At 62.4% G+C, this 24256-nt stretch carries 27 protein-coding genes; 10 read left to right on the top strand and 17 right to left on the bottom strand.

The features are described from left to right. Positions 1-7: 7 nt before the first annotated feature. From H5P29_RS31325 to H5P29_RS31305, 5 genes are all read left to right on the top strand, one after another. Positions 8-1051: a toprim domain-containing protein gene (locus H5P29_RS31325; protein ID WP_154387104.1), complete on the top strand. Its 1044-nt coding sequence runs from the start codon at positions 8-10 to the stop codon at positions 1049-1051. A 246-nt stretch (positions 1052-1297) separates the two neighbouring features. Beyond that, positions 1298-2239, top strand: a complete 942-nt coding sequence (locus H5P29_RS31320) for a DUF2493 domain-containing protein (RefSeq protein ID WP_154387103.1) — start codon at positions 1298-1300, stop codon at positions 2237-2239. A 182-nt stretch (positions 2240-2421) separates the two neighbouring features. After that, a complete protein-coding gene (locus H5P29_RS31315) occupies positions 2422-2955 on the top strand; it encodes a hypothetical protein (RefSeq protein ID WP_154387102.1) in 534 nt (177 codons plus the stop codon). A 741-nt stretch (positions 2956-3696) separates the two neighbouring features. Next, positions 3697-4020 carry a DUF736 family protein gene (locus H5P29_RS31310; RefSeq protein WP_154387101.1) on the top strand — a complete coding sequence of 108 codons (324 nt, stop codon included), beginning with the start codon at positions 3697-3699 and terminating at the stop codon, positions 4018-4020. A gap of 62 nt (positions 4021-4082) precedes the next feature. After that, on the top strand, positions 4083-4409 hold the full coding sequence (locus H5P29_RS31305; RefSeq protein ID WP_154387100.1) for a hypothetical protein: 327 nt from the start codon (positions 4083-4085) through the stop codon (positions 4407-4409). A 78-nt stretch (positions 4410-4487) separates the two neighbouring features. Here the strand turns inward: H5P29_RS31305 and H5P29_RS31300 are convergent, their stop codons facing one another. Then, the gene (locus H5P29_RS31300; protein WP_154387139.1) at positions 4488-4739 is read right to left on the bottom strand and encodes a WGR domain-containing protein; all 252 of its coding nucleotides are present in this window, start codon (positions 4737-4739) and stop codon (positions 4488-4490) included. A 530-nt stretch (positions 4740-5269) separates the two neighbouring features. On the opposite strand from H5P29_RS31300, the gene H5P29_RS31295 reads away from it, so the two are divergent. Then, positions 5270-5824: a hypothetical protein gene (locus H5P29_RS31295; RefSeq protein ID WP_154387099.1), complete on the top strand. Its 555-nt coding sequence runs from the start codon at positions 5270-5272 to the stop codon at positions 5822-5824. Positions 5825-5932: 108 nt separating this feature from the next. Here the strand turns inward: H5P29_RS31295 and H5P29_RS31290 are convergent, their stop codons facing one another. The 3 genes from H5P29_RS31290 to H5P29_RS31280 form a co-directional block, all read right to left on the bottom strand. After that, positions 5933-6436 (bottom strand): helix-turn-helix domain-containing protein, encoded by a 504-nt coding sequence (locus H5P29_RS31290; protein ID WP_154387098.1) that lies wholly within the window; start codon positions 6434-6436, stop codon positions 5933-5935. A 165-nt stretch (positions 6437-6601) separates the two neighbouring features. Further along, a complete protein-coding gene (locus tag H5P29_RS31285) occupies positions 6602-6955 on the bottom strand; it encodes a hypothetical protein (RefSeq protein WP_154387097.1) in 354 nt (117 codons plus the stop codon). Further along, positions 6952-7653 carry a ParA family protein gene (locus H5P29_RS31280; RefSeq protein ID WP_154387096.1) on the bottom strand — a complete coding sequence of 234 codons (702 nt, stop codon included), beginning with the start codon at positions 7651-7653 and terminating at the stop codon, positions 6952-6954. Before H5P29_RS31280 ends, H5P29_RS31285 begins: the two co-directional genes overlap by 4 nt. Before the next feature lie 261 nt (positions 7654-7914). Here H5P29_RS31280 and H5P29_RS31275 point away from each other — a divergent pair, with 261 nt between their 5' ends. From H5P29_RS31275 to H5P29_RS31260, 4 genes are read left to right on the top strand one after another with little or no spacing between them, the layout of a single operon-like run. Beyond that, positions 7915-8322: a plasmid mobilization relaxosome protein MobC gene (locus tag H5P29_RS31275; RefSeq protein ID WP_246787061.1), complete on the top strand. Its 408-nt coding sequence runs from the start codon at positions 7915-7917 to the stop codon at positions 8320-8322. Then, positions 8322-10802, top strand: coding sequence for a hypothetical protein (locus H5P29_RS31270; RefSeq protein WP_154387095.1), 2481 nt, complete (start codon positions 8322-8324; stop codon positions 10800-10802). The genes H5P29_RS31275 and H5P29_RS31270 overlap by 1 nt, the downstream gene beginning before the upstream one ends. A 9-nt stretch (positions 10803-10811) precedes the next feature. Beyond that, positions 10812-11033: a hypothetical protein gene (locus tag H5P29_RS31265; protein WP_154387094.1), complete on the top strand. Its 222-nt coding sequence runs from the start codon at positions 10812-10814 to the stop codon at positions 11031-11033. Between the two features lie 17 nt (positions 11034-11050). After that, entirely contained in the window at positions 11051-11308 is a 258-nt protein-coding gene (locus H5P29_RS31260) for a hypothetical protein (protein ID WP_154387093.1), read from the top strand. A gap of 228 nt (positions 11309-11536) precedes the next feature. On the opposite strand, the gene H5P29_RS31255 is transcribed toward H5P29_RS31260, so the two are convergent. The 13 genes from H5P29_RS31255 to H5P29_RS31200 form a co-directional block, all read right to left on the bottom strand. Further along, a complete protein-coding gene (locus H5P29_RS31255) occupies positions 11537-11998 on the bottom strand; it encodes an RES family NAD+ phosphorylase (protein WP_154387092.1) in 462 nt (153 codons plus the stop codon). Continuing rightward, a complete protein-coding gene (locus tag H5P29_RS31250; protein WP_154387091.1) occupies positions 11998-12441 on the bottom strand; it encodes an antitoxin Xre/MbcA/ParS toxin-binding domain-containing protein in 444 nt (147 codons plus the stop codon). Before H5P29_RS31250 ends, H5P29_RS31255 begins: the two co-directional genes overlap by 1 nt. A 223-nt stretch (positions 12442-12664) precedes the next feature. Then, a complete protein-coding gene (locus H5P29_RS31245) occupies positions 12665-12874 on the bottom strand; it encodes a hypothetical protein (RefSeq protein WP_154387090.1) in 210 nt (69 codons plus the stop codon). A gap of 146 nt (positions 12875-13020) precedes the next feature. Then, on the bottom strand, positions 13021-15057 hold the full coding sequence (locus H5P29_RS31240) for a type IV secretory system conjugative DNA transfer family protein (RefSeq protein WP_154387089.1): 2037 nt from the start codon (positions 15055-15057) through the stop codon (positions 13021-13023). Next, positions 15054-16085, bottom strand: coding sequence for a P-type DNA transfer ATPase VirB11 (gene virB11, locus H5P29_RS31235; protein WP_185910462.1), 1032 nt, complete (start codon positions 16083-16085; stop codon positions 15054-15056). The genes H5P29_RS31240 and virB11 overlap by 4 nt, the downstream gene beginning before the upstream one ends. Next, positions 16066-17283, bottom strand: a complete 1218-nt coding sequence (virB10, locus tag H5P29_RS31230) for a type IV secretion system protein VirB10 (RefSeq protein WP_154387088.1) — start codon at positions 17281-17283, stop codon at positions 16066-16068. Before virB10 ends, virB11 begins: the two co-directional genes overlap by 20 nt. Continuing rightward, positions 17283-18092, bottom strand: coding sequence for a TrbG/VirB9 family P-type conjugative transfer protein (locus H5P29_RS31225; RefSeq protein ID WP_154387087.1), 810 nt, complete (start codon positions 18090-18092; stop codon positions 17283-17285). The genes virB10 and H5P29_RS31225 overlap by 1 nt, the downstream gene beginning before the upstream one ends. After that, positions 18089-18784 carry a virB8 family protein gene (locus H5P29_RS31220; RefSeq protein ID WP_154387086.1) on the bottom strand — a complete coding sequence of 232 codons (696 nt, stop codon included), beginning with the start codon at positions 18782-18784 and terminating at the stop codon, positions 18089-18091. Before H5P29_RS31220 ends, H5P29_RS31225 begins: the two co-directional genes overlap by 4 nt. Before the next feature lie 44 nt (positions 18785-18828). Beyond that, positions 18829-19839, bottom strand: coding sequence for a type IV secretion system protein (locus tag H5P29_RS31215; protein ID WP_185910461.1), 1011 nt, complete (start codon positions 19837-19839; stop codon positions 18829-18831). A 9-nt stretch (positions 19840-19848) separates the two neighbouring features. Further along, positions 19849-20073, bottom strand: a complete 225-nt coding sequence (locus H5P29_RS33030; protein WP_371818670.1) for a hypothetical protein — start codon at positions 20071-20073, stop codon at positions 19849-19851. Beyond that, the gene (locus H5P29_RS31210) at positions 20070-20768 is read right to left on the bottom strand and encodes a type IV secretion system protein (protein ID WP_154387135.1); all 699 of its coding nucleotides are present in this window, start codon (positions 20766-20768) and stop codon (positions 20070-20072) included. The genes H5P29_RS33030 and H5P29_RS31210 overlap by 4 nt, the downstream gene beginning before the upstream one ends. An 11-nt stretch (positions 20769-20779) precedes the next feature. Beyond that, a complete protein-coding gene (locus H5P29_RS31205; protein WP_154387085.1) occupies positions 20780-21844 on the bottom strand; it encodes a lytic transglycosylase domain-containing protein in 1065 nt (354 codons plus the stop codon). After that, entirely contained in the window at positions 21841-24255 is a 2415-nt protein-coding gene (locus H5P29_RS31200) for a VirB4 family type IV secretion system protein (protein WP_154387084.1), read from the bottom strand. Before H5P29_RS31200 ends, H5P29_RS31205 begins: the two co-directional genes overlap by 4 nt. Position 24256: the final 1 nt, after the last annotated feature.

Here is a 24256-nt window from a genome sequence, read left to right as displayed (position 1 = left end):
GGCAATCATGACCGGCTCGGCTTCCGAGCTGGCACGCCGCCTTGGCGATTACGCCGAGGCGGTGTGCCGCGAATACCTTTCCAACGGACATCGCTCCGGCAATCACTGGATCGTCGGCGATGTCCGCAACACCCGCGGCCGCTCCATGCATGTGAGGCTCAAGGCGAATGCCAAGGGACCTGCAGGGAAATGGGTCGACGAGGCGAACTCGGAATTCGGCGATCTGCTCGACGTCATCCGCGAAACCTGCGGCCTTGTCGAGTTCCGCGATGTCGCGGAAGAGGCCCGGCGGTTCCTCGCAATGCCGCAGCCGCAGCCGCAAATCTCTGGCATCGACCGCCAGTCCGCCGCGGTCCGCGGTTCCCCCGAGGCTGCGCGGCGCCTCTTCTCCATGTCGCTGCCGATCGCCGGCACGCTGGCCGAACGCTATCTTGCTGGTCGCGGCATCCTCCTGACCTCGCGCGAGCGCGCCCTGCGCTACCACCCCGGCTGCTACTATTACGAGCTTGTTACCGGCGAGACACTGACCTTTCCTGCCTTGATCGCCGCTGTGACCGATCTTGGCGGACGTATCACCGGCCTGCAGCGCACCTGGCTCGATCCCTCAGGCAATGGCAAGGCTCAGCTCGCGGATCCGCGCCGTTCGCTCGGCAATCTTCTCGGCAACGCCATCTGGCTCGGCCTCGAGCCCGGCGCTCCTGTACCGGTCATGGCCGCCGGCGAAGGTTTCGAGACGATGGCCTCGCTGCGCACCGTGATGCCGGCACTGCCCGTGGCTGCCGCCACCTCGGCCAATCACCTTGCCGGCCTGACCTTCCCGCCTGGTTGCCGTCGCCTCTACATCGCAGCCGATGCGGACGCCGCCGGCCGGCATGGCATCCACCGTCTCAGCCAGCGCGCAGGCGAGGCCGGCATTCTCGCCATGGTGCTTCGCCCGCAGCTTGGCGACTTCAACGACGATCTGCGCCTTCTCGGCCCGACCCAGCTTGCGGCATGGCTCGGCGATCAGCTCGCCCCGGAGGATGCCCGTCGCTTCCTGCCGCCCGGCTGACCGGGGCCGGGCAGGCAAGCGGGCAGGGGCGGCGTCGCGGAAGCCGCGCAGGCATGGCCGGGGTTCCATCGGAGAGGCCGCGCCCGCGGCCTGCCCGAGAGGCGATCCCTGCCACCCCCCGGTCACGGCCGCAACGGCTGCGCCGTCCTCCGCTTCGCTCCAGCCTTCGGTGCGGCCGCGCCCGGCGCGCGGCCGGGTTTCGCTGTCAGGCCGCGGTGGGCGCGGCCACAACCGACGGAGACAGCCATGACCTACGAACTTCCTTTCGATGACGGCTACGAGCCCTACCACGCCTCATCGCCGACCGACCGCGTCATCCTCGAGCTGCAGATGTACGGCCATCGCCCGCATCAGGACGAACCCGATCCCCGGCCGCTGCCCGACGACGAGGTCATCCGGTCCGGCCTTGCAGGCATTGTCGAGACCTTCGCCGACATGCTCGGCGACACCAGGCTCGAACCCGATCTCGACGATCTGCTCTGGTCCTTCACCAACGTCTTTCACCGTGCCGCCGAGCGCGTCGCACGCACCCTCGATCGCAACGAGGAGGCGCAGCGCTCCAGCCAGGGGGAGCAGGACGGGTCGGAAGTGAAGTCCGTCGAGCTGGAGCGGCTCACGGCCGAAGGCATCACCTATATCGAGCGCCGCAACGTGCTGGAAATCATGCGCGACGAGGCTGCCGACCTCTACGAAGCGCAGACCGGATCGGCCTGGCGGCCACGCACCGGCTCGAAGGTCTCCCACCAGGCGATGACGGCTGCGGTAATCGACTCCCGGGACTTCCTCGCCGCGCGCCGCCGCGCCGAGACCGAGGTGCTGGTCCCGGCCGGCACCAAGATCGCCTTCGCCGGCGGCCTCGACTGCAACGAGCACGACCGGATCTGGGACGCGCTCGACAAGGCCCGCGAGAAACATTCCGACATGGTGCTGCTGCACGGCGGCAGCCCGCGCGGGGCCGAGCGCATCGCCGCCTGCTGGGCCGAGAACCGCAAGGTCACTCAGATCGCCTTCAAGCCGGACTGGAACCGGCATGCCAAGGCGGCCCCGTTCCGGCGCAACGACCAGCTGCTCTCGGTCATGCCGTACGGGCTGATCGTCTTCCCCGGCTCGGGCATCACCGAGAACCTTGCCGACAAGGCACGTCGCCTCGGCATCCCGGTCTGGCGCTTCACGGAGCCCGGCGCGTGAGCGCCGGTTTCCTTCTCTCCGCTTCACCGAACCCGCCCGCTTGCGGGCGGGTTCACCCGCGCGCATCGCCCGATCATCGCTGGGCTAAACACCAAACGACCGGCGCCACGCGAACCAGCGCGGGAGAGGGGGAGAGGCAGGCTGGGCGCGGGCAGCTGCGTTTTAGAGAAAGGAGAGCGGCCATGGCGATGATATTCCTCGGAGGCTCACGCGACATATTCGAACTTCCAACGTCGGCGATCGAGCGAATCGGCGCGATCGTCGCACAGGAGCACGGCGTGCTGATCGGCGATGCGCCCGGCGCTGATGCCGAGATGCAAGGGCTGCTGGCAGGGTACAACTACGAGCATGTTGGCGTGTTCCATTCTGGCGCCGAACCGCGCAACAATCTCGGGGACTGGGCCGCCTACTACATCCCACCACCGGCCGGCGCGAAGGGTTTTGCGGTCTACGCCGAAAAGGACCGCGAGATGGCGCGCCGCGCGAATTTCGGCATGATGGTCTGGGACGGCGCATCGCCCGGCACCTGCCTCAACGTGCTGCGCCTCGCCCTTATCGGCAGCCCCTGCGTCGTCTACGACACGATGCGCGGCACGGTAGGAACCGTCCATACCGTCGCGGATTGGTGCGCAATGCTCCATCACGCCGATGCCGACGTTCGCAGTGGTGTGGAAGCCCGGATGACGGCGGACGAGCGCCTCGCATTGTCGGCCTGATCGAATTGGGCTTTGCCGGGAGCGGGTCACGAACCGCTCGTCGTGATCCGGCCGGAGGCCGACCCCGACGCTTGCGCCGTCCACGGTGATCGTTCGCACACTCTCCCCAAGCCGACCCCTTCTGGACCCGGCCCGTCACGGGTCCCGTGAGTGCCGAGATTTTCCCCGTGTCCGTCGCGCAAGGGCAGGGCCGTTGCGGAACGGGCAACCCGTTCCCGGCAGCTGCCAGCTTGACCGAAACTACCCGGCGGCCGCGGGAAGAGATTGTCAGCTGCCAGCCTCGGCCGCCGAGCCGGGCGCGTGACGGCCGACGGGCAGGGGGCCTCCGTGAGTGGGTCGTTGGTGGGATGGGCGATGCTGACGCAGCTCCGCAGGTGGAACAAACCCATGCCTGCGAGCAGAGCCCGAGGCGTGAAGGATCTGCGATGGTGGCCGGAGGGCATCGCCTTAGTTCACATCCGGACCATTCCCTTGGGTTTGTCGCCTTTGTAGTGGACCGCCTGCTTTTGCGGTCAACCCCCGTTGGGGGTACGCTCGACAAAAATTCAGAAAAATTCGATTTCGGTTTTTTGTTTGCGGGCCAGGCACTTTCCTTCCCGCAAGCGGGGCCCAGTGAAAGTGCGGCCCGCTTCTTTCGGCAAATAGAATTTTCCAGAATTTGTTGTCGAGTGACCGCAGCAGGACGGCCCCCTCCTTTGGCGCCATCGGGAATGGTCCCGATGCAACCGAAGGAGAAGTACCATGGCCACCACGATCGCAAACCTCACCGCCAAGGCTGACGGCTCGATGGAAGGCGTGTTCGCCACGCTGCGGGTCAACGCCCCGATCACCCTGATCCCGAACGCCAACAAGACCCGCGAGGATGCCCCCGACTACCGCATCGTCAACAAGCGCACGGGCTTCGAGATCGGAGCCGGCTGGCACCGCACCTCCCAGCGTTCGGGCGAGGAATACCTGTCGGTCAAGCTGGAAGCGCCCGAGATCGGCGTGATCTTCGGCAACCTCGCGCCCGCCCCCGGCGGTGACGAAAACAAGAAGGTGATCCTGTGGAACAACCCGCAGTGAACCGCAGCGAGCCGGCCCCACAAGGGGCCGGCTCTCTTTTTGCTCCACAACAGGAGGTCTCCATGAGCCGTTACACCATCACCGTCCACAACAACCACCGCACCGATCCGGACGCCGTTATCGGCTACGATCCGCCGCTGCGTACCTTCTTCCTGCAGGCGTTTCCCGACGAGAGCGACGACGATCTCGCTCTGTGGCTTGGCACGGCCGACCGCGAATACGAAACGCTCGACGCGCTGCACGCGGCTGCGCTTGCACATGGCTACGATTTCTTGCCGCTTCCAGACGACGTCGCCCAGCAGCTCGCCGCCGATCAAGCCCGCGAGGCTGACCGCGCACCGCATGGCCGGCCGCTCGACGCGTTGCTGCGGCATCTGCAGTCGAAGTAGCCCAAGAGGAGAGGCCCGCGCCGGAAGTCATACGGCGCGGACCTCTTCTTTGCGCGTCCTGATCGCCACGGTCGAATCTCATCCCATGCCGCCGACGTCGCAGTAGCCGCGATGCCGTTTCGATCGTTCGAGCACAAGCCGCGCAGCAGTGGCTTCCTCGACCTTTTCGTAGAGGTCGATGCGCCTCCGCCCTGGCTGGCCAATCCGTCCCCACTCGCGTACGACACAAATGTCGCCGAACAGGCTTGGTGCGGACGACAGCCGATAGAACCGTGCCATGTTACGTGCGGGATCGATACGGTGGAGGTGGATCACATCTTCGTTCTGCATGATGGGAATGTCGCGCGCGTAATGCATGCCGTCCAACGAGTATTGTGAATCGGTCCGACCAGAGCGATTCAGGCAGTTGATGAATCGGCTGAATGAATGGTTGCTGGGCGAGCCGGCCTGCGGCCGACCGGGCTCTACTCGCGTCGCTGTGCGCCGCTCACGGAGCCCGCTTCGCGGTCTCCGCCTCCGGTAACGATCCCATCTCGCGGGGCATCGAGGACCGGATCGACCGGCCCCCGATGCCTCGAGGGGCAGCCCCTCGCGCACCCCGCCGGCTGGTCGCCGGACAGGGACGCATCCCCCGGCGGGGATGCGGGTCTCTATCTCTCTGACTTGGCAGTCTACTGGCCGCTCCCATCGCCTCAAGGACGCGCGGTGCCCCCAATTTTCTGGCGTCGCCCTGAAGGAGGGCGACGCCAGAAAATCGGCACCCCCACGCGCCGCCTCCGGCGGTCGCTGCGCGCTCCTTGACCCGATGCTCGACTTGCCCGTCGCGGAGCCTCCGTCATCAAGATGAAGGAGACCATGACATGGCACACAACACTCTCATGCGTATCGCGCAGCTCTCCGGTTTGCGCATCACGGTTCTCGCCAACCGCCTCGGTTGCGACACCGATCTGGCACGCCAAGTCCACGACACCCTCGCTGTGACGCTCGCGAGAATGATCGAGGCGCAGCGCAGGATCCTCGCCGCGGAGCGGGCGCTTGTCGTCGCGCGCGGAACGGCCGATGAAGAGGATGCGTTCTACGACCTGCACCACTATCAGACCGCCTGGTACGAGACGTGGCTCATCGAGAGGATCGCGCTTCTCGACGATTATCTGGTCGACGATCTTACGAACGAATATTTCGATCTCGGCACCGGTGAGTGGCATAACCGCGACGGAGCGGTTCCGATCGCGGTGCCGGTACCGGCCGCCAAGCTCTGTGGTCTCGCCGAGATCATCGCCGAGATCGAGGAGATCAGCGGCGCAAGGTTCAGTGTCGAGAATGTCTATTACAGCGAGGCCGAAGCCGAAGCGGCATGGTGGGAAAGCACCGGAGCCAATCCGGACGAGGTTTTCGCAATACCCGGCCGTTCATGAGGCCAAAGATCGAGGCGGTGCAAGCCGCCTCTATTTTCGCAGATAAGCGGGATCCGACATGTCGGCGCCGGCAGTACGATCGATGGCGCCAGTCTGATGGCGCCTGCGTCAAACCCGACGTTTTGTCTCGCCCGGCGCTGGAGTGCCCTCGGTAACGCTGTCCGGCGACAACTCCTCGATCATCATCAGAAGGTGTTGAGCCGTAGACGAGGGGAGGTCCAGCATCCGCATCATGAGCTTCAGCTTGACCTGCGCCTCCTGTTCGCTGTCGCCGAAGAACTGCGGCGCTGCCGCATAGATGGCCTCGATCGGCGAGAAGTCCAGCAATTCGGCGAGTTGGAACAGCCGCGTTGCCCGAAGTTTGGCGCCGGCTCGCTCATGCCGCGCATAAATCTCTGGATGAAGTCCGACCATCATGCCGACCTGTTCGCGATTGAGATTCAACGCATCGCGACGTTCCCGCAGAAAGCGACTGAGGTCCTCTTCCATCTCCCGCAGGCTACGGACGCCGTTGAAGCCGGGTTTGCGCCAGATCGGCTTGTCGACCTCGGAATCCTCCGTTTCGACAAGCCCGCGCCTGTCGATGTAAGTCTGTACGTCCTTGATGGCCATTGACTGGCTCGCTTGAAATCCGATTGCTGCCCAATCCCCGCCAAAAAAGACGGGAAACACCCCGAAGTGGCTCAAATCCCCGAGAAAACAGAGCCAAAACGATGGTGTTCGTAGCAGGGATTCGGACTCAAGTTCAACTCGTCTTTCGATCTAACCGCCTCCGCTTCAGTAGTCGTTCGCGTCGAGATACTGCCGAATGGCCCTTTCCATGAGGACCTGCATGGACGTCTCCATGTTGAAGGACGCCAGCTTCAACCGGCGCTTCGTGTCCCGATCCAGGTTGACGTTGACGAAATGACTGGCCCCTTTCATGCGCGCCCGTTTCATCTGACGCAGCGCCTTGCTCGCCTCGCTCGACATTTCCCCCTTCTCCCCGTCCGCGCCCGCCACCGGTTCCGACATCACGTCACTCGCGACCGGGCGTTCGACCTGCTCACCCGCCGGCAAGGCCGGGGTTGACCGTGGCTTGCGCGGCGCGGTGGCGAATTCGTCGAGCGACAGGCTCTCCTTCCCGCTCATGCCGCACGTCCGGTCGCTGCCTCGTTGGCGAGCAGTTCGTCCACTTCGGCAACCAGCGCCTGCGTCTCCCGTCGCGCCTTGGCGATCGCGTCGGTCACCTCCTGCATCTGAAGCGTGCCGATGCCGTTGTGGATGTCCTTGTAGACATTGCGCTCGAAAACCTCGGTGCGGAACAGATAGGTTTTCACCGTGTCCTCGATGATCGGCCTGATCTTCCGGTACAGTTCGGTATGGCGGACCGTCACGGTGATCCGGGTTCGCAGGACGCCATGCCGGCATGTCTTTCCCAGAGTCTGGTTGACCCGCAGCACATTTTCGAAACTGTCGATGGCGCCGAGCACTTCTCGCTTGGACGGCTGGATCGGCGAGATCACAAGGTCGGCAGATGCGATCACCGGATCGACGATTGAGGTATCCTCGCCGGGGGTGTCGATCAACACGTGATCAAACGCGTCAGCGTTATCCATCAGCCAGCGCTCCAATCCCCGCGCGGTCTTGTGGCTGTAGACTTCGATGCCTTCAGGCTGCGCATCCTTCTCCTGGCAGTCCGTCCACCACTTCATCAAATTGTTGCGGGCGTCCATGTCGATCATGGCGACACGTCCGCCACGCAAGGCATATTCGCCGGCGATGTTCATCAGCGCGGTGGTTTTGCCCGCGCCCCCCTTGCCGTTGATGGCGGCGATCACGACGGTCATCGGCTGGTCTCCACAAAAATGTGTTTCTACTCACACATGAATCCATATTCGTGTGGACGTGGACTCACATCGACATACAGACACACGAACATGGAAAAATGCAATCATATTGATATGGAAAAACACTCTTGTATCGCATGTATGGGAAAAATCACTGCTATTAGTGTTGGCAGGATACGGAAAAACGTGATACATTTTTCCTGACGATCGAGGGACAGGCCCTCGATCCGCGGCCTGCGGCCGCAACCCCGACGATCAGAGGTGTGGCTGGCGATGGTTCACAGCATTTCCGAAGCATCGAAACGGAAGGAGAAGGTGGCGCATATCCGCTTCTCGCCGGCCGAGTTCGAGGCGCTGGAGGCGGCCGCGAGCGCAGCCGGTATGACCGTTTCGGCCTTCGTGCGGTCGCTTTCGATGGAAGGCGCCGGCGTGCGGCCGTTCCTCGGGGAGGAGGATCGCGCCTTGCTGGCGCTGCTTGCCGACGGCATGCGGGCAATCGGCGGCAACCTCAATCAGATCGTGCGCGCCATCAACACCGGCAAGGTACCAGCGGAGGCTGATGTTGCGGGCAGCATCAAGGATGCGTACAGCGTGGCGACCGCGCTCGCGTCGGAGCTGGCTCACATGACACGGCGCGCCTCGACTGCCCGACGCGGGGAGGACGCCTGATGGAGTTCTTCCCTGGCGCGTTCGAGCGGGAGTGGGAGCGTCGGCGCGCCATCCTGATGCACGAGATGAAACTCGGCCAGACCGAAAAGAGTGACTGGGATGAGCCGCGAAGGGGAGGGGTGGCGCGGACCGGCGATGACGGGTTGGGCGGCTTCGGCCGGGCGAAGCAGAGGCAGGGGGGAAGCGGTGCGCGGTGGTCGCGTGGTGGTGCCGGCCGCTCGATGCGGACTCGCTTTGGTGAGCTGGCACGCGGCAGTCAACCAGCCGTGGTCAAGCTTGCCTCCTATGGCGGCGGTGCGCGCGCTGGCGCGATGATGAACTACACATCGCGGGGCGGGGAACTGGCGGTCGAGAACGAGCGCGGTGAGCAGGTCCTCGGCAAGGACGCACTCGCCGAACAGCGGGCCGAGTGGGAGCATCTCTTCCACAACCGCAGCGCCAGCCGGGATCTCGGTGTCTTCCATGTTTCGCTCGATGCGGAATCGTTGCGCGATGATGTCGACAAGGACGACCAGCTCCGCGAAATCATCCGCGCGGGATTTGACGACCGGCGGTTCGTCTATACCGCGCGGCAACGATCTCCGGATGAGCTTGATGTCTCCGGTGTCGTCGTCTTGCGCGACGGAAGCGGGGAGCGGCTGACCGGCGACCAGAAGGCCGCCGAGATCGTCCAGCAGCGATTTGACGATTCCGATGCCGGTCGGGATGTCGAGGCCCGGTTCCGATTCCATGGCTACGGGAATGGGGTGGAATGGGGCACGGCGCGTGTTCGTGAGATAGTTGTTGGAGCGGAGGCAGAGGTCCGTGACAACACTGGCGAGCTGATCGGCGACGCCACGCAGGCCGGCGATCTCGTCCAGAAGGAATGGCGCCATGAATTGCACAGCCGCAAGGGCCGGGACGTCATGCATCTGATCGTGTCGGCACGTGCGGGAACGGACGGGGCGGCATTCGAAGCTGCGGTGCGTGAATTCCTTGGCGAGCAGTTTGCGGGCCATCGCTATGTGTTCGTCGTCCACGATCCGGCGCTGGATCCGAAGGAGATGGCGGAAGGCGGCAAGCGGCCGCACATCCATGCTCACGCGATCGTGACCATGCGCTCTGAGACCGGCGACCGGATCGTCACCGGTCCGCAGATGTTCCGGGAATGGCGCTCCGTGATGGCCGAGAAGGCGCGAGAGCAGGGCATCGACATGGAGCTGACTGATCGTCGCGAGTTTGCCAGCGCACCGGCGTACACGCGCAACCAGGTTCGACCTGTCAGCTATCGCGGCCGCACCGAACACGAAGGTACGAGCTCATCCGCGCATAGCCGCTATCGGGCCAAGCGCTCGAATGAGGTCAACCTCGCGACCTCCGATCGCAGCCGGCAGTATGTTGCGACAGCAGCCGAGGCCTGGAGCGATCTCGCCAATGAGGCGGGCGGATCTCGCGAAGGCGCCTTTGCACTACGTCAGAGCGGTCGTCTGGAACGATCGACAGAGAACATTCAAAATGAGCGTTTTTCTACGGAAATAGCGAACGATCCTGTCAAAAACATAACCAATATGATAGAGTTGACGGAGTTCGGAAACGGTGAGGATGGACAGATGCGAGAGATGACGCGTCCGGAGTTCGAGGCCTACGAAACCCGTGTAGAGGCTGTCCTTGCGTCTGTAAAGCAGACACTCGATGAAGCGGATCGTGGCGACTTCGACGAGATCGCGGCAGCGGCGCGGGAAGTGGTCGACATCCGGCGGGAATATCTCGATCTCACCGAACGCCACGTTGAACGCGAGGGTGGGCAGGAATTGCGCGGCTCGCGCGACAATCGGTTTGAGAATCCCAATGCTGAGTGGGATGCGGCCGTGGCGCGGTTCGGACTGGAGGCTGTGGAAACAGCGAACGAGGTTCTCGTTCAGGTCAGTCACTATCGCGAGGGGCTTGAGCGGATCGAAGCGGGCGAGCTGCCGCAGTCATTCATGGCGAGCTACCGGGCAGGGCTCGAGCGGGAAATCAACCTCGCGGCCGAAATCGCAGTCGATGGTGACAACCACTACATGCGCGAAGCCGCGAAATCGGATCGGGACCTGCAGCGGACGATCGACCAGATCGAACTGTCCCGCGGCGGGCAAGCGCGAAGCGACAGGGGCCAAGACAGCGATCAGAACGCTGTTTCAATTGACGTCGGTGCAAACCGTCGGATCGACGGCGCGCCGGGTGGGGTACAGGATGTTGCCGAAGCCGAGCAACATCGCGACGCCGTTCGAGAGGTCCGTTCGACGCCGGAGCACGATGACCAGATCGTCGAACAGCAGATGACTATGCCGTCCGAGCCGCGAACACGGCATCCTGATGATAGGTCCGTCGACAGGCAGCCGGCCCTCGACGCGGAACTTGCCAGATCGGATCCGCCGCAGCAGCATGTACCGCGTCTTCGGCAGATCGAACTGGAACTCGAGGAGCGACAGGATCGCGATCGCGACGATCGGGAAAGGTAGGAGTTGGTCATGAAGAATGACAACTGGGCATACAAGTACGGTCCTCCTCCGGAGGATTTGTCTGAAAAAGACAGCGGCTGGCCAGGGACTTGCCTCCTGCTCGCCTTTATGGTGATCGCCCCACTCATCTATTTCGGTCCCGAGCTTGGCAGCGTCGAAGCGTGGATTGTCGATCTCTACCGTATGGTCGATCGTTGGATGGCTCCCGTCAGAGAGCTTGTGTTCGGCTAGGAACTCGACGACAACCAATGAAAATGACCCGCGAGCAACTGCACGATCTGGTCTGGTCAATGCCCATGACGGAGATCGCCCGGCAGTCCGGCGTGCGCGACCAACACATCGCCAGGGCTTGTGACGGTGCAGAAGTAGCACGTCCTCGCGCCGACTACTCGCAGAAGGTAGAGCACGGGAAAAGCGTGACCCGCATGGCTCTCGCCAATGATCGCTATGCGGCAAGCGACCTGATCACGATCGACGAATCAGGCTGGGCAATCTCGCAGGCCTAGCGCGAAGACTTCGCGAACAGCTTGCGCCTCTTGGTCACTCCGGTGCCAATGCCCGAATGAGGGTTCGAAACGCTGCGCGGACCTTGCGGTCCTCGATCTTCGCCAACGCCTGCGCAATCACCATGTTGCTCCCGTGGATGAACGGTTGCTCGGGCTCGTCGATCTGAGGGCCGTCCCCCTCAAAGAAGAACGATATCGGTGCGTTAAGTGCGCCGGCTGATGAACCCGCTAGAACAGCCGGATATCCAGCTCGAAGGGGTGTGTCCGCTCGATCCGGATGGTCGAGGCCGCTGGATGGCGGTGGTTGATGATCGCGTTCTCGTCCGGGCTATCTGCCACGGGCACGATCGCGGACGGCACGAAAAGCACGGCTGCTTCGATACCGGACAGCCATTTGTCGCCGATCTGCTGCGTTTCGGCCTCGCGCCGGCGCCAGTCGTCGAAAAGATCGGCGAGCGTCAACCGAGCAACCGGCACGGCGTTGGGGACGTCGTAGACGACCATATCGAGCGCCGGCAGCAAGTTCGGGTCCTCCACATGCACCAGCTTTTCGAGAACACAGAGCGACGGCGACGTTGAGACATAAGTCGTCGCATGGCCGACCGTGTTCCATCGGCCGTCGAATCTCAAACCGTAGCCGCCGTCGAAAGATTGGGCGAATTCACGGCTCGAAAGCCGCCAGAGCCGCATCAGGCGGCAGCGCCCCAGGTGATCTTGCCAAGGATCGACTCAATAACGCGCGCGCCGGCTTCGGTCTGCGCCACATTGAGCGGCGTCTCACCGCCAAGTTCCGCGAGCTGCTTGCGCAGCCACAGATTGGCTTTGCCGGCGTCGGCGAAGGTCTCTTCGGCAAGCGACTGGATGCGTGCCAGACGGACTGCGCGGTCGGATTCCTCCACCGTGAGCGGCTGGTTCTTCTCGGCGCGATGCCGCCGCGTCCGCTGCGGAATGACGAACCGTTCGATTTCCTGCTCGCTCAGCCCGGCCAAGGACAGGCCCTTCAGGGACGCCAACGGCAACCGGCGCTGCACCGCCATGGCCAGCTCGGCCTGGGACCGTATGTCCAAGCCCAGGACCGGCGTACCGCCAAGCTTGCGGACGACATTCTCGATCACTGCTGCGGTCGTGGCCATATTCAATCTCCGGCAATCTGCCTCTCATACTTAAGGCAACTTGCCGAAGATGCAAGAGGGCTTCGTCGCATGGCTCGTGCAAAAAGGGCGGCGTCCGCAATTCCTGCAATCACCGTTCTACTACCTAAGATAGAGTTATCTAACGGATGGCAACCTTGAGTCGCATAACTTAGTTTATGGAACTAAATGATTGATTTTGCTTACTATTTTAGCTTTCTAGCGGTTACCCATCAACGGCGATATCGGCAAGACGAATTAGTTCGTGGCGATCGACGACGCCACGCTTGTAGGCGAGGATAAGTGCTCTTGCGATAGCTTCGGCTTCAACACTCGATCTCGCAACTCCGCGTCGTTCGAGGATGGTGTCGAAACAGCTCTGAAGATCATCGATCTCGGCCGGCTCAAACATGGTGATACCCGGAACGTTCCGCATGGCTCCTTCCTCAATCGTCTGAGGGGCTCATATGGGTATTGCTTGCTGGTCGACCAAACTGTGTCCGCCGTCGAAAGATGAACCAGGGCCATCACGGTGGGTGCGCTTGGCTAGATGTGTTCGGGCCACGACTTGCCCGCTGCTGGTCACACAGCCTCCGCCTCAACGATCTCAAGCTCGTCAGGTATGGTAGCATCGAAAATCTGTCCCCAATTGCCTGATTTGTCGCGCGGCTTGCCGGCTTTGACCGGCCCTGTTGCGAGTGACTTCAACCGCTGTGCAGCCTTCACGAAATCCGCGTCGAGCGAGCTCGGTGTGGCGCCGTTTGCACGGCCTCTCGTCGCAGCCTTTCTGACGGCTGTCGCCGAAACCTGGCCTTCGACCGTCCCGGCAGGAACGTTTGAAGCTGCAGATCGCCTCCTAACAGCCGGCCCCGCCAGATTCTCGAGGTCGGCTTTCAGTTCCTCCGGCTTGGAAGCGTCGTTGTGCTCGCCAACATAGGCGCTGGTTGTCGCTGGAACCGGCCGCGGTGGCAGAAACTCGGTTGCTGGCACATCTGGCACATATGTCTGTGAGAACTTTTCCAGCTCCCGGAAGGGCGCTGTCCGGAAGAACCGTAGCTTGTCGGCGAAGATCGGCCCTTGTCCCTCGGCGAGGATGACCATCTTGTCTCCGGGCATCTGCCGAACCTCCTGCGGCATCATCAGGTCGCGCTCCCGCAGTTGCTCGACCTTGGTACGACGGTGCAGGCCCATCAGCTCGATCGTGCGGGACTCGGTCTTATATCGGACAGTGCGCTTGCCCAGGCCCTTCGAGACGGCCTCCGCTGTCACTTGGTCATTGGCGCCGAAAACCAGCTGGTAGCCGCAGTTCCCCATCAATGAATGGCGAGACGTCTCGCCATAGATCTCGTCCAGGTTCTTCAGGTCCTGGATAACGAAGGCCATCTTCACATTGTAGCCGGCGACGTAGGGCAGCTTGGTCGTGATTTCGCTCATCTTCTTCAGCTGACGAAACTCGTCGAGCAGGAAGTAGACCGGTACCGAGCCCTCCGCGTGCTCGAGCATCAGCGTATCGAGCGTTTGCTGCACGAACAGCGCGAGCAACGGTCGCAACAACGTGATGTCGGTGACATTGGGCGCGAGATAGATCGAGATCGGGCGGCGCTTCAAGGCCCGCAGGTCCATGTCTGTAACCGACGTCGCTGCCACGACGCGTTCGTTGCGAAACGGTCGCAAAGCCTTTTGGATGTCGAGGAGTGCTGAGGCGGCGGCGCGCTCGGACAGGGCGATGTAGGCGTTAAAGCTCTCCATCGTGAAGCGCGACAGATAAGGCTCACGCTCCTTGATCAGCGTCATCATCGCCTGCAGGTTCGCGCCGCTGTTGAAAAACGACGTGACCTCGCCGAGCGTTTGATGACCTTTGTAATGCACGCTTTCGTTGACGTAGCTGATGGTGCCGGCGATGACCTGCTGGGCGGTGGCCTGCCAGATCGAGTTCTCAGATTCGGCGACTTCCGGGACGAGGATGGCGGCGATGTTCTGGATGTCGGTGGTGCGGTCACCGCGATCCGACCGGATGAAGTCGAGTGGATTGTAACGGTGCGTCCTTTCCGATCCCGGCGCGAACAGGAAGACCTGACTGCCCTTCGATTTGCGATAGCCGGCCGTAGAACGAAAAATTTCACCCTTGAGGTCGGTGACGATCATGGAGCCTTCATGCAAAAGCGCATTGGGGACAACATAGGAAGCTCCCTTCCCCGAGCGTGTCGGGCCGATGATCAGGTGATGCCTATCATCGTCCACGCGAAGAATCCGACGACCGAAACGGCCGAGGATTTTGCCCTTCCTCCTAAACCATCCATCACGGCGGAGCGTCATGGCGGTCTGGAACCGGGCGTCACCAAGTGGGCTCGCGTTCGGTCGAAGACCGACATAGGCGACAATTCCTGCGACAAGAGCCGCAGGGACCATAGCCCCAAACGCCACGACGCGCAGAACGCCGCTGTCCCCATAGGCGATCAGCTGCTGGAACGGGGCAAAGGGATTCGTGGTGATGGTCGCCTGCAGGATTCTGCCGTCTCCATACAGCAGTTGCAAACCGAGGCCATAGACCAGCAGCCAGACGGCAATGGCGACGGTCAGGCAAAAGCCGAAATAGAAGACGCGGAGCGTCCCGGTCATGGCGCATCCGTCCGGCCGCGCGCGAAGAAGATTTCCGAAACGCCACGGCGGCCCCCTTCCCTGCGCAGTTGGATCACGATCGGGATGACGCTCTGGATGTAGGAGATCAGGTCCGCCTTTGGATAGGCCGCCGCCAGTCCAGACTGCATGACCATCATGGCAAGCTGCTCATAGGCCCCGAGCGGCGTGTCGGCGTGGACAGTCGACATTGAGCCCGGGTGGCCGGTATTGATCGCACGCAGAAACGCAAACGCCTCCGATCCCCTGACCTCCCCGACAAAGAGCCGATCGGGTCGCATGCGGAGCGAGGCCTCGAGCAGGGACTGGATCGTCACGCTGGCCGTCCCCTGGTCGCCGCGGGAGGCGAGGAGATGGACAGCGTTGTTCTGGGGCGGGAAGAGCTCCCGCGTATCCTCCAGCGTGATGATCCGCTCATGCGGGTCGACCGATTTGAGGCAAGCATTGAGGAACGTTGTCTTGCCGCTCGAGGTGCCGCCGCTGATCAGGATGGACACACGATTGAGAATTGCCGTTCGAAGGAAGCCGTAGATATCCCTGGCAGACAGCTGCTCGATCAACGCATGATCGGTCTCGCTGAGACCACCGACGGCGACTGTGACCTGATCAAGCGATCCTTGATCGCGATAGTCATCGAGTGTGAAGTTGCTGATGACCTGCTTGCGAATGGAAACGGCGCCGCCGTCGGCTGCCGCAGGCGGCAGAACGACCTGTATCCGCTCGCCGGTGGGCAGGGCGGCGCCAAGGATCGGACTCGACCGGTTTACAAACTGATTGGTCGTAGCGGCGACGCGTTCGCCAATGTTGACGATCTCATCGGCGTTGAGCTCGGCTATTTCATAGTGTTCCATGTGGGCCGAACCCAACCGCTCGACATAGACCTGGCCGGGGGAGTTGATAGAGATCTCGACGACCTGGCTGTCATCGAGAAATGGCCGCAGCGGCTCAAGCGCGCGGTTCAGGAAATGGTGTTTCTGCTCTGCCGCGAAGCTAGTCGAGATTACGTTCACGACGGATCTCCCTCAGTGCCTCGGTGACGGGATCCTCGTACATCGCGGAAAAATCGAGGTCCTGGCGGACGAAGACGAAGATGCGCTCGCCCTGGCTGACGCTGATCGTCGGTGGGATTCGCAAGGAATCTCCCAATGCCTGGTTGGCCATGTCGGAGAAGGTCTGCGCGAGGGTCTCGCGGGCCAGCTCCTCAGCATTCTGCGCATCATCGTACTCTCCGGCCGCGGCCTCGCTGCCGTAACCGGTCAGGTAACTGGCGCCGGCGCCGACGATCGACAACAGAATGGCCGCCCCGAAGCGCTCCCGGAACTTCTTGTCGACGCGTCCGGTCAGGCCGGCACGGCCCAGACTGTCGGCGCCGATCGAATTCAGTCGCACAGATACCCCATCATCGCGCAACATCCGGGTCCAGACGACAAAAATCCTCGTTTGGCCACGCGTGATCTCGGACTGGTACTCGCCGATGAGGCGCGTGCCGGTTGGGATCAGAATGCGCCGGCCGTCAAAGGAATAAACGTCCCGCGAGACAATCGCCCTCACCTGGCCCGGCAGATCGCTGACGATGGCCGTCTCGAGAATCCCGGGGATCAGCGTTCCCTCAGGAACGAGTGCGTCGATGCGTTCGATCTTCCTGGCTTTGGCGCTACGGTCCCCAATGCTGGATGCCGCGGCTAGAAACTTGCTGCTGCCATCCTCACCGGCGACGGTCAGCCCCTCCCCTCCGTTCCCAGTCAAATTGCCTTGCTCGCCGGCGGAGACATTGTCGATGACCACCAGCTTCGAACGGAAGCGCTCTGGGAACTCTTCCACCGGCGGCTCAGTCGCCTGCTGTGGCGGTGGAGGTGCGCCTGGCACGGGCGGCGGTGGGACGTCGAACTCGGTGGTATCGACCTCTTCGGCCGGTGGTGGCGGCGGCGGCGGCGGTATTTGCACAACTTCCGGCGCCGGGGGTTCCGGCTCGGGCTCGCCCTCGCGCACGAAGGACGGAGGACGAAACGTCGTGGTGGTGAACTCCTCGTCGCCGTCGAGCATGTCGCGGACCGGTGGCTGCCTTCCGGCGAGAACCAGATAGCCGGCGACCAGGCCGAGTAGCAGCATGACTGCGCCACCGACGAGCTGCTTACGACGAACCGCATTGTCGGCAATGACCGGATCGTCGCCCTGACCGAGAGCCTCGAGTTCGGGGGAGCGCTTCATCAGTTTCCGCTCCGACGCCGGCGCTTGGCCTTGTCATCTTCGACCGGCCCGAGGATTGCCGGATCGGGTGCCGCGAAATCCGGCTTCCTCAGATTGAAGATGCAGATCCACTGATCGCCATCCCGCAAGGTAAACTGGGTCGCCGTCCCGTCGACGACGATATGCTCCCCTTCCCTGCGGAAGTTCCGAAGCGTTTCGGAGAAATCCGAGTTCACCGCGAATATCGCCGGAACACGGCCGTCGAATTTGAAGAAGGTCTTGTTGCCGTCATCGAAGACCATGAGCGGCTTCAGGCGGGCATCACCGGAGAACGAATAGTCGATGTTGACGTTGGCCTTGTCGATGCCGGAGATGTTCGGCCAGGCGGCGCGCTGTTCGGCCTCTTGCCGCAAGGCGGCATTCAGATCTTTCTCCGGGTAGTGGAAGCGGATGCCAAAGACCTTCCGGCCGGCCTCGGGCGCGAAATCGTGCAGTTCGAGATAATAGATGCGCTTGTCGGTGACGACGTTCATGTTGGTCACGACGTCCTTGGCGATCGGCTTGACGAAGAGGATATTGCCCTTCTCGGCTGGAACGACCTGCCAGCTTTCCGTGTCGCCGAGCGAGATCGTTTCGAACTTCTCGTCCTCGTCGAAGATGATCATGGTCGAGATGCCGTAGGTCGCGAACACCTGGACAACGTTGTTCTCCTGGTAGGTGACGCTGGTCACGCGCGCGTCGAGAGAACCGCCCTTCGGGGTCTGCGCGGCAAAGGCCGGCCAGAAGGAACCGCACAGCATGAGCATCACAGCCCAGGAGCGGCCGCTCATTGCGCATCTCCGGGCGTGACCGTTTCCTGATCCCGTCGGTAGGAATAGACCTGGAAGCCGAGAGGGTTCTCGAAGCGCCACTCGTTGCGGACGGGCGTGTCCGTGTATCGGAAGCGCACGACGGAGATCCAATGACGGACGACCGATTCCGTGTCGCTGCGTTCGTTGGTCGAGAACCTGACGATAGCCGTGCTGGCGTTCGGGAACGTGACGGATTTGATCTCGACGAGGACTCGCTTCAGCCGGCCATAAACCTTTGTGGGGTTCTGCGCATTGGGCGCGCTGTAAAGCGTCTGCAGTTCCCGCGCCGCCTCGTCCGCTGAAAGGAGTGCGGCAATGCCGAAATTCTCGGTGATGGCATAGGGATCGTAGCCTTCGCGGGCACGGATGTATCGCACGACGTTGGCTTGCGTAATCGCTTGCTGCTCGGTGAGATTTGCCGGCCGCGTCAGGCCCGACTTCACCTCGATGTAGCCAGTCGTCTGGTCGACGGTGACGACATAGGGCTCGAAGCTCTTCAGCGGCAGCATCAGCACCACGGCGAGCAGGCTGAGGAGGGCGATCCCGGCGAAGACGATCGAAAAGAACCAGGCAACGCGCGCCGAGCGCTTCGCCCGCTTGATGATCTCCTGCTCCCATATGTCGCCTTGCTGGAAATAGGACCGCAGCGCGGATTCGGATTTGTCTGCCATCCCTGCCCTTTTCTTTTTCGTCGGGATCCAACATCAACCTGACGTCACGTCTGCCGAGGCGTGCCATTGGACGTGATCGCGCGCTGCATGGAGGCACCCGCCCCATTCTGCCGTGGTGTGTGAAGTCGAGCCTGGACGCGATGGACCGCTGCTTGCGTCTGGCGAGCAGACTGGCCGATCGCTTCGCGGCCGAGGTAAACGCCGCGATACGCGTGACGGCGTGACTCGTGGCCAATCGCAGTCGCAAATGCTCCCACGATGCCTTGCGCCAGGGACTGAACTTGGAAAAGTACGAACGCGCCGGCGATGCACAACATGATGAACGCCGCAAAATCGCTCAGCTTCAATTCGCGGTTGCCGGAGATGCTGTCGATCGTCGTCAGCTCCGGCTCCATCGCCGCGATCAGGAAGGCGGCGATCACGTAGACGAACAGAGGAATCATTGCATAGAGCAGCGACTGATTCAGCCAGCCGACGGCATAGTTGCGGGTCGAATCAAAGAAGAAGCAGGCAACGAAGATCGGCGCAGTACCAAGCAGAACCCAGAGGATCACCTTCGCAAGAACCAGAATGCCCAAGGCTATTGCGACGAAGATGCCGGCAAACAACATGATGACGATGCCGATCAAAGCGGGCAGAACGGACAGGTAACCCGCCTGCTCCGAGAACGCCGCTGCGGCGGTGTTCGCGGTCTTCCAGATTTGCGAAAGCCCATTGGTGGGTTCCGTCACGCCCGTGCCCGATGCCGCCAGGATGGCGCGGCCTGCCGCCTCCGGCACCGTCGTCAGCCAGTCATAGACGAGATCGTTGAAATTGGACCAGGTTCCGACCAGGATCAGAATGACGAAGATGCGGACCAGCCGGCCGACGATCTCGGCAACACTGAGACGTGACGTTCCGAGGAACAGCTGCACGCCATAGAACAGGACCGCAAGGACGAAGAGCAGGCGAAGTAGCGGCTCGAGATCCTGGCTTAGCGCCTCGTAGGCGCTCTGGGAAAAATTCTGCCCCGACGCATCGATCCGATCCAGCAATTCGCCAATGAAGTCGTCCACCGCCCTGCCCTATTCTTCTTCCGCCGGCGCCAGGTCCTGGATCGCCGCCAATGCAGCGGCGCTGTCCGCATTGACCGACCTCATCGGACCGCATCCGTCCCCCGTGCTGACATAGCCGGACAGATTGGCCGGTCGCTTGCATGGCGCCGTCTTTTCGTGCGGTGTGCCGCACCCGCTGGCAAGAACGGCCAGTGCGAACACCAGAGCGCTCGAGATGCACTGCCGCCCTCTCATTCGTACCGCAGCGCTTTTTTGGTGTTCGACATGTCGGTCAGCTTGCGCTGGTTCTCGGCGTGCAGCGACTGAACGCCGGCATTCAGCACGCCGATCATCTCGTTCAACGTCAGGCCCGTCTGGACCTGAAGCTGCGTGTTCTGGTCGATCGAGCCCTTGATGTCCTCGGCCTTGCCGATGTCGCCGCCGGCGGTTTCAAGCGCGGAGCGGCGCGTTTCGACCGCAGCTTGGGAACCGGTGATCAGAGCCGAGACGCCCATCACCGTCTTCATGAGCTCTTCATAGGATTTGTCGCTCGCCAGCGAGCTGTTGTCCTTGCCGGAGAGAGAACGCACGAGCTGCAGGCCGTTTATGAACAGGGTCGCGGCCTCCACCACCTTACGATCGAGCGACCCGAAATCGGCGATCCCGCCCTTGAGGAGGCTGTCGAAGGACGGCAGGGTGGAGACGCTAAAGCCGTTGCCGATCGCGATATCCTTCAGCGGACCCGCGTCGCCGCCGCGATCGCCGGTGACGGCTTTCAGGGTCTCCTCGACCGTTGTGAGGATCTCTTTGTTGGTGTCGAGAATCTTTCCGGTCTTTTCGGCCGTGTCCCGCGCCACCGCGTAGTTGGTTTTGTCGATGACCGGGATATCTGCCGCGGCCGGCACGACGCCTGCGCCGACGAAAGCCAGGATTGCCAATGAACGTCTCATGTCGATCTCCATCATTGAGTCTCGAGAAGCAGTTCCGCCTGCGCATTGATGCGCTGGACACATGCCTTTGCGTCGGCATCCCAGACGAAGCCCTCGCGCTCGTCGCAGAAGCCGCCCACCGGCCGATCATCGTCTTCGTTGCCCGCATCGTACCGGGTCGATCGGTTTGCGCCGGACAGGTCTCCAAGCGTCATGGCGTTGCTGGAATTGGTGAGATCGGCGAAAGCCGTGGAAAGCAGGATCAGCCGGTTGATCAGCTCGATGTTGGCGTTGCGCGTGCCCGAATTGTGATCCCAGCTGTCCTGGATCGTGCCGGCACCCATGTCGCCGAGTTGCGTCAGCCAGGAGGAGACATCGCCGGAGCCCTCCCCGATCGCCGCGGTTAGGCCCATGGCGTTTATGGTGCTGGTTCGGGCGCCCGCATAGGTGCCGCCACCGCCATAGTTGAGGGGAATGCCGGACTTGTCGGAGCCGCCTAAGGCCGGAAGCCATTTTTGGGTTATGTTGGCGACATAGCCCTGCGTCTCCTTGAACGGCGGGATGCCGCCATATTTGTTCACGTTGCCCGCGCCGGCATTGTAGGCGGCAAGTGCCAGCGAGACGTTGCCGTTGTACTTCCGAAGCTGCTGCTTGTAGTAGCGTGCCCCGCCACGAAGGTTCTGCTCGATATTGTAGGGATCGACGCTGAGGTCGCCAGCCGTGCTAGGCATCAGCTGGGCAAGCCCGATCGCGCCCGCTGGAGATTTGGCGCAGGGGTTGAACCGGCTCTCCTGGTAGACAAGGGCCAGGAACTGGTTTTCGTCGACGCCCTGCTCCCGCGCGATCCGGCGGACCAGGCCGGCGATCGCCGGATTGGCATTCGCGGCTGCGACGGGATCATCCTTCCGGCCTGGCCGGTGCATCGAGCAGGTGACGCTCTGATTGTTGACGTAGCGCTCCTCGTCGACCTTCTCGATCTCGGCGGTCTTCTTGTCGCGATCCTGGCGCTCGTCGAGCACGGTGCCGTCGATGGTCGGGATATCGGCAAACGCAGGCGATGCCGTAAAGACCAGAATGAGAGAAAGACGTTTGATCATGCTGGAATCTCCCAGCCGCAGAAAGTAGGCAACCACTTTTTCGGATCGTCACCGAGTTGCGCGCGAAGCGCAGCGCACTGCTCGATCGTCTCCTTGCGGCCGGACATCACGCGAACGAGATCCGGCATGGAGGTGAGGTCGAGCCTGGCGATGACGGAGTCGTTGCCGTGCTTGACCAAGAATGTCCGCCGCTCGGGCGGCGTGTTGCGAACAAAGGCGTACTCCTTGGCGGTCAGCCCGAAGCGCCGGATGTAGCTCTCCTCGTCCGCGCGTGGATTGGGGAAATGCAAATTGGTGGCCGACTGCTCGATCAGCGTGTGCGACTGCGGCGAACGAGCAATGTCGGCCGCCGACTGCGTGCCGAACCCGACGATCCCGTTGAGCTTGCGGATCGTCTTCATCTTGTCGACGATGTAGTTGGAGAAGACCGGATCCTGCAGAAGCTTCCAGCCTTCATCCATGAAGATGAGGACCGGCTCGCCCGTAAGCAGTTCGTCCAGCCGGTGGTAAAGGTACATCAGCGCTGGAGTGCGTACGTCCTGATTGTCGAGGATGTGCGTCATGTCGAAGCCAAAGATCCGCCGGCCCGAGAAGGACAGGAGGTCTTGGGGCGCATTGAAGAGCCAAGCCTTTTCGCCCTCGAACCATGGACGCAAGCGTGACTGCAGATCGTTGGCGTCGGAGCGCGCGCGACCCATCAACAAGCCGGAAAGATTGGGGATCGTGCGCTGTTCGACCGGCTCCTGGCAAATGCGCCCGATCGCGCGCTCCAGCGTGTCCTCTTCTTCCTGGGAAAAGCCGTGGCCATCGGCCGGGTCGAGCATTGCCTTGAGGAGGCGATGCAGGAACTCGCGATTGGTCGCGGTGTTCTCGAGCTGCAGCGGATTGAATCCGGTAACGACGCCCGGCTGGAGCACCTCATAGTCGCCGCCAACGGCACGTATAAAAATCTCGGCGCCACGGTCCTTGTCGAAGAACACCGCGCGGGGCTCCGGCGAGATCCGGAATGCTTGTGCGAGCAGAAAGGTCAGGGCAACGGTCTTGCCCGAGCCCGTCGGACCGGTCACCAAGAAATGGCCGATGTCGCGCTGATGGAAATTGAACCAGTAGGGGGTCTGCGATGTCGTTTCGAGGATCGAAATCGGCAGTCCCCAGTGATTGCCGCTGACCGAGCCGGTCGCGAAATTGTGCAAAGACGAGAAGCCGGAAAAGTTCGCGCTGGACAGCATGCAGGAGCGTGCGATGTAGGCGTGGTTGCCGGGCAGCTGCGCCCAGAACGAGGCCTCCATGTTGAGGTCCTCGCGCAGCCAGTTGATGTTCATATCGGTGAGACAGGAGCCGAGTTCGGCGACGGCCTTGTCGAGGCCAGCGAGGTCGCGCGACAGGCACAACAGGCTGAAATGGTGATAGCCGAACACGGCTTCCTGGTTGAGCAGGCTGTTCAGCGCGAAGTCGATATCAGTCTCGATGGTGCTGCCCGATTCGTCCGACGCGTGGATCTGGCGCTGCAGTCGCGAGATGCGTTCCTGGGCGATCGGCTTGTCGGCGAGTGTGAAGGACTGGGTGCAGATGAACTCGTGGTTCATCTGCAGGAGCCCGTCGAGCATCCCAGGCCCGGAAAACGGGGGATATTCCTTGATCGACAGCATCGCGCCGAAGCGGTTCTCCGCCTCGGTGGGACCCTGAGCCTGCAATGTCCGCTTCGAGAAATGAAGGCGCGACGTGCCGACATAGCTGCGGATACCCATGCGCGGCAGGCGCATCTCGCGCGAAACGCCGCAGGTGAGCAACGTGTTGATGAAGGCGCAGGGTTCCGAGTACGGCTCGCCGTCGCGGTAGACGACGCCGAGGGGACGCGCGCCGTATTTTTGCAGTTCACGCGTGACGTTGCCCACGATCTCTTCGAGTTCGTTGATACGTTCGTGCAGTCGTCGCTCAAGGACTTCTCTGCCGGAGGAGCGATCGAGCAGTCGCGAAAAGCCTTCGGCGGCGCCGAGCGCGCCACGCATCCCGGAACGGACGATCGTGAGGTAGAGCTCGTTGGTGAACATGCGCTTGTCGCGCAGCGATGCCATGTAGCGGGTGTTCAGAAGATCGCAGAATGGGTCGGAGAAGGCCCCGCCGATCGAGGGCTTGACCTCCTTGCGGATCACCGTCGACCAGAGTGAATAGCGGCTCGAGCCGAGCGCTCGGATCAGCGTGTTCTGCACGGCCGCACGCATATTGAGCTCAGCCTGGTCCTCAGTCTGGAAGAACAAACCGTCCAGCTTGATCACCGAAAGGATTGCACCGCTTTCGAGCCGGATCACGGTGTCGGCGACATGGCGCAGATACGGAATGTGGTTCGACATCGGCCGTTCGCGCCGACGCTCGCGGCCAAATCCCAGCTCTTCGGCGACGACGTTCAACATG

This window comes from Aminobacter sp. MDW-2 (assembly GCF_014250155.1).
GTDB classification, from domain to species: domain Bacteria; phylum Pseudomonadota; class Alphaproteobacteria; order Rhizobiales; family Rhizobiaceae; genus Aminobacter; species Aminobacter ciceronei.
The sequence above is the reverse complement of the archived record's forward strand: the minus strand, read 5'-3'. Positions and strand labels throughout refer to the sequence as shown.

Excerpts from the sequence above, each read along its gene's own strand:
- H5P29_RS31325 (WP_154387104.1), top strand. The coding sequence starts at position 8 with ATGACCGGCTCGGCTTCCGAGCTGGCACGCCGCCTTGGCGATTACGCC.
- H5P29_RS31320 (WP_154387103.1), top strand. The coding sequence starts at position 1,298 with ATGACCTACGAACTTCCTTTCGATGACGGCTACGAGCCCTACCACGCC.
- H5P29_RS31315 (WP_154387102.1), top strand. The coding sequence starts at position 2,422 with ATGGCGATGATATTCCTCGGAGGCTCACGCGACATATTCGAACTTCCA.
- H5P29_RS31310 (WP_154387101.1), top strand. The coding sequence starts at position 3,697 with ATGGCCACCACGATCGCAAACCTCACCGCCAAGGCTGACGGCTCGATG.
- H5P29_RS31305 (WP_154387100.1), top strand. The coding sequence starts at position 4,083 with ATGAGCCGTTACACCATCACCGTCCACAACAACCACCGCACCGATCCG.
- H5P29_RS31300 (WP_154387139.1), bottom strand. The coding sequence starts at position 4,739 with ATGCAGAACGAAGATGTGATCCACCTCCACCGTATCGATCCCGCACGT.
- H5P29_RS31295 (WP_154387099.1), top strand. The coding sequence starts at position 5,270 with ATGGCACACAACACTCTCATGCGTATCGCGCAGCTCTCCGGTTTGCGC.
- H5P29_RS31290 (WP_154387098.1), bottom strand. The coding sequence starts at position 6,436 with ATGGCCATCAAGGACGTACAGACTTACATCGACAGGCGCGGGCTTGTC.
- H5P29_RS31285 (WP_154387097.1), bottom strand. The coding sequence starts at position 6,955 with ATGAGCGGGAAGGAGAGCCTGTCGCTCGACGAATTCGCCACCGCGCCG.
- H5P29_RS31280 (WP_154387096.1), bottom strand. The coding sequence starts at position 7,653 with ATGACCGTCGTGATCGCCGCCATCAACGGCAAGGGGGGCGCGGGCAAA.
- H5P29_RS31270 (WP_154387095.1), top strand. The coding sequence starts at position 8,322 with ATGGAGTTCTTCCCTGGCGCGTTCGAGCGGGAGTGGGAGCGTCGGCGC.
- H5P29_RS31265 (WP_154387094.1), top strand. The coding sequence starts at position 10,812 with ATGAAGAATGACAACTGGGCATACAAGTACGGTCCTCCTCCGGAGGAT.
- H5P29_RS31260 (WP_154387093.1), top strand. The coding sequence starts at position 11,051 with ATGAAAATGACCCGCGAGCAACTGCACGATCTGGTCTGGTCAATGCCC.
- H5P29_RS31255 (WP_154387092.1), bottom strand. The coding sequence starts at position 11,998 with ATGCGGCTCTGGCGGCTTTCGAGCCGTGAATTCGCCCAATCTTTCGAC.
- H5P29_RS31250 (WP_154387091.1), bottom strand. The coding sequence starts at position 12,441 with ATGGCCACGACCGCAGCAGTGATCGAGAATGTCGTCCGCAAGCTTGGC.
- H5P29_RS31245 (WP_154387090.1), bottom strand. The coding sequence starts at position 12,874 with ATGCGGAACGTTCCGGGTATCACCATGTTTGAGCCGGCCGAGATCGAT.
- H5P29_RS31240 (WP_154387089.1), bottom strand. The coding sequence starts at position 15,057 with ATGACCGGGACGCTCCGCGTCTTCTATTTCGGCTTTTGCCTGACCGTC.
- virB10 (WP_154387088.1), bottom strand. The coding sequence starts at position 17,283 with ATGAAGCGCTCCCCCGAACTCGAGGCTCTCGGTCAGGGCGACGATCCG.
- H5P29_RS31225 (WP_154387087.1), bottom strand. The coding sequence starts at position 18,092 with ATGAGCGGCCGCTCCTGGGCTGTGATGCTCATGCTGTGCGGTTCCTTC.
- H5P29_RS31220 (WP_154387086.1), bottom strand. The coding sequence starts at position 18,784 with ATGGCAGACAAATCCGAATCCGCGCTGCGGTCCTATTTCCAGCAAGGC.
- H5P29_RS33030 (WP_371818670.1), bottom strand. The coding sequence starts at position 20,073 with ATGAGAGGGCGGCAGTGCATCTCGAGCGCTCTGGTGTTCGCACTGGCC.
- H5P29_RS31210 (WP_154387135.1), bottom strand. The coding sequence starts at position 20,768 with ATGAGACGTTCATTGGCAATCCTGGCTTTCGTCGGCGCAGGCGTCGTG.
- H5P29_RS31205 (WP_154387085.1), bottom strand. The coding sequence starts at position 21,844 with ATGATCAAACGTCTTTCTCTCATTCTGGTCTTTACGGCATCGCCTGCG.
- H5P29_RS31200 (WP_154387084.1), bottom strand. The coding sequence starts at position 24,255 with ATGTTGAACGTCGTCGCCGAAGAGCTGGGATTTGGCCGCGAGCGTCGG.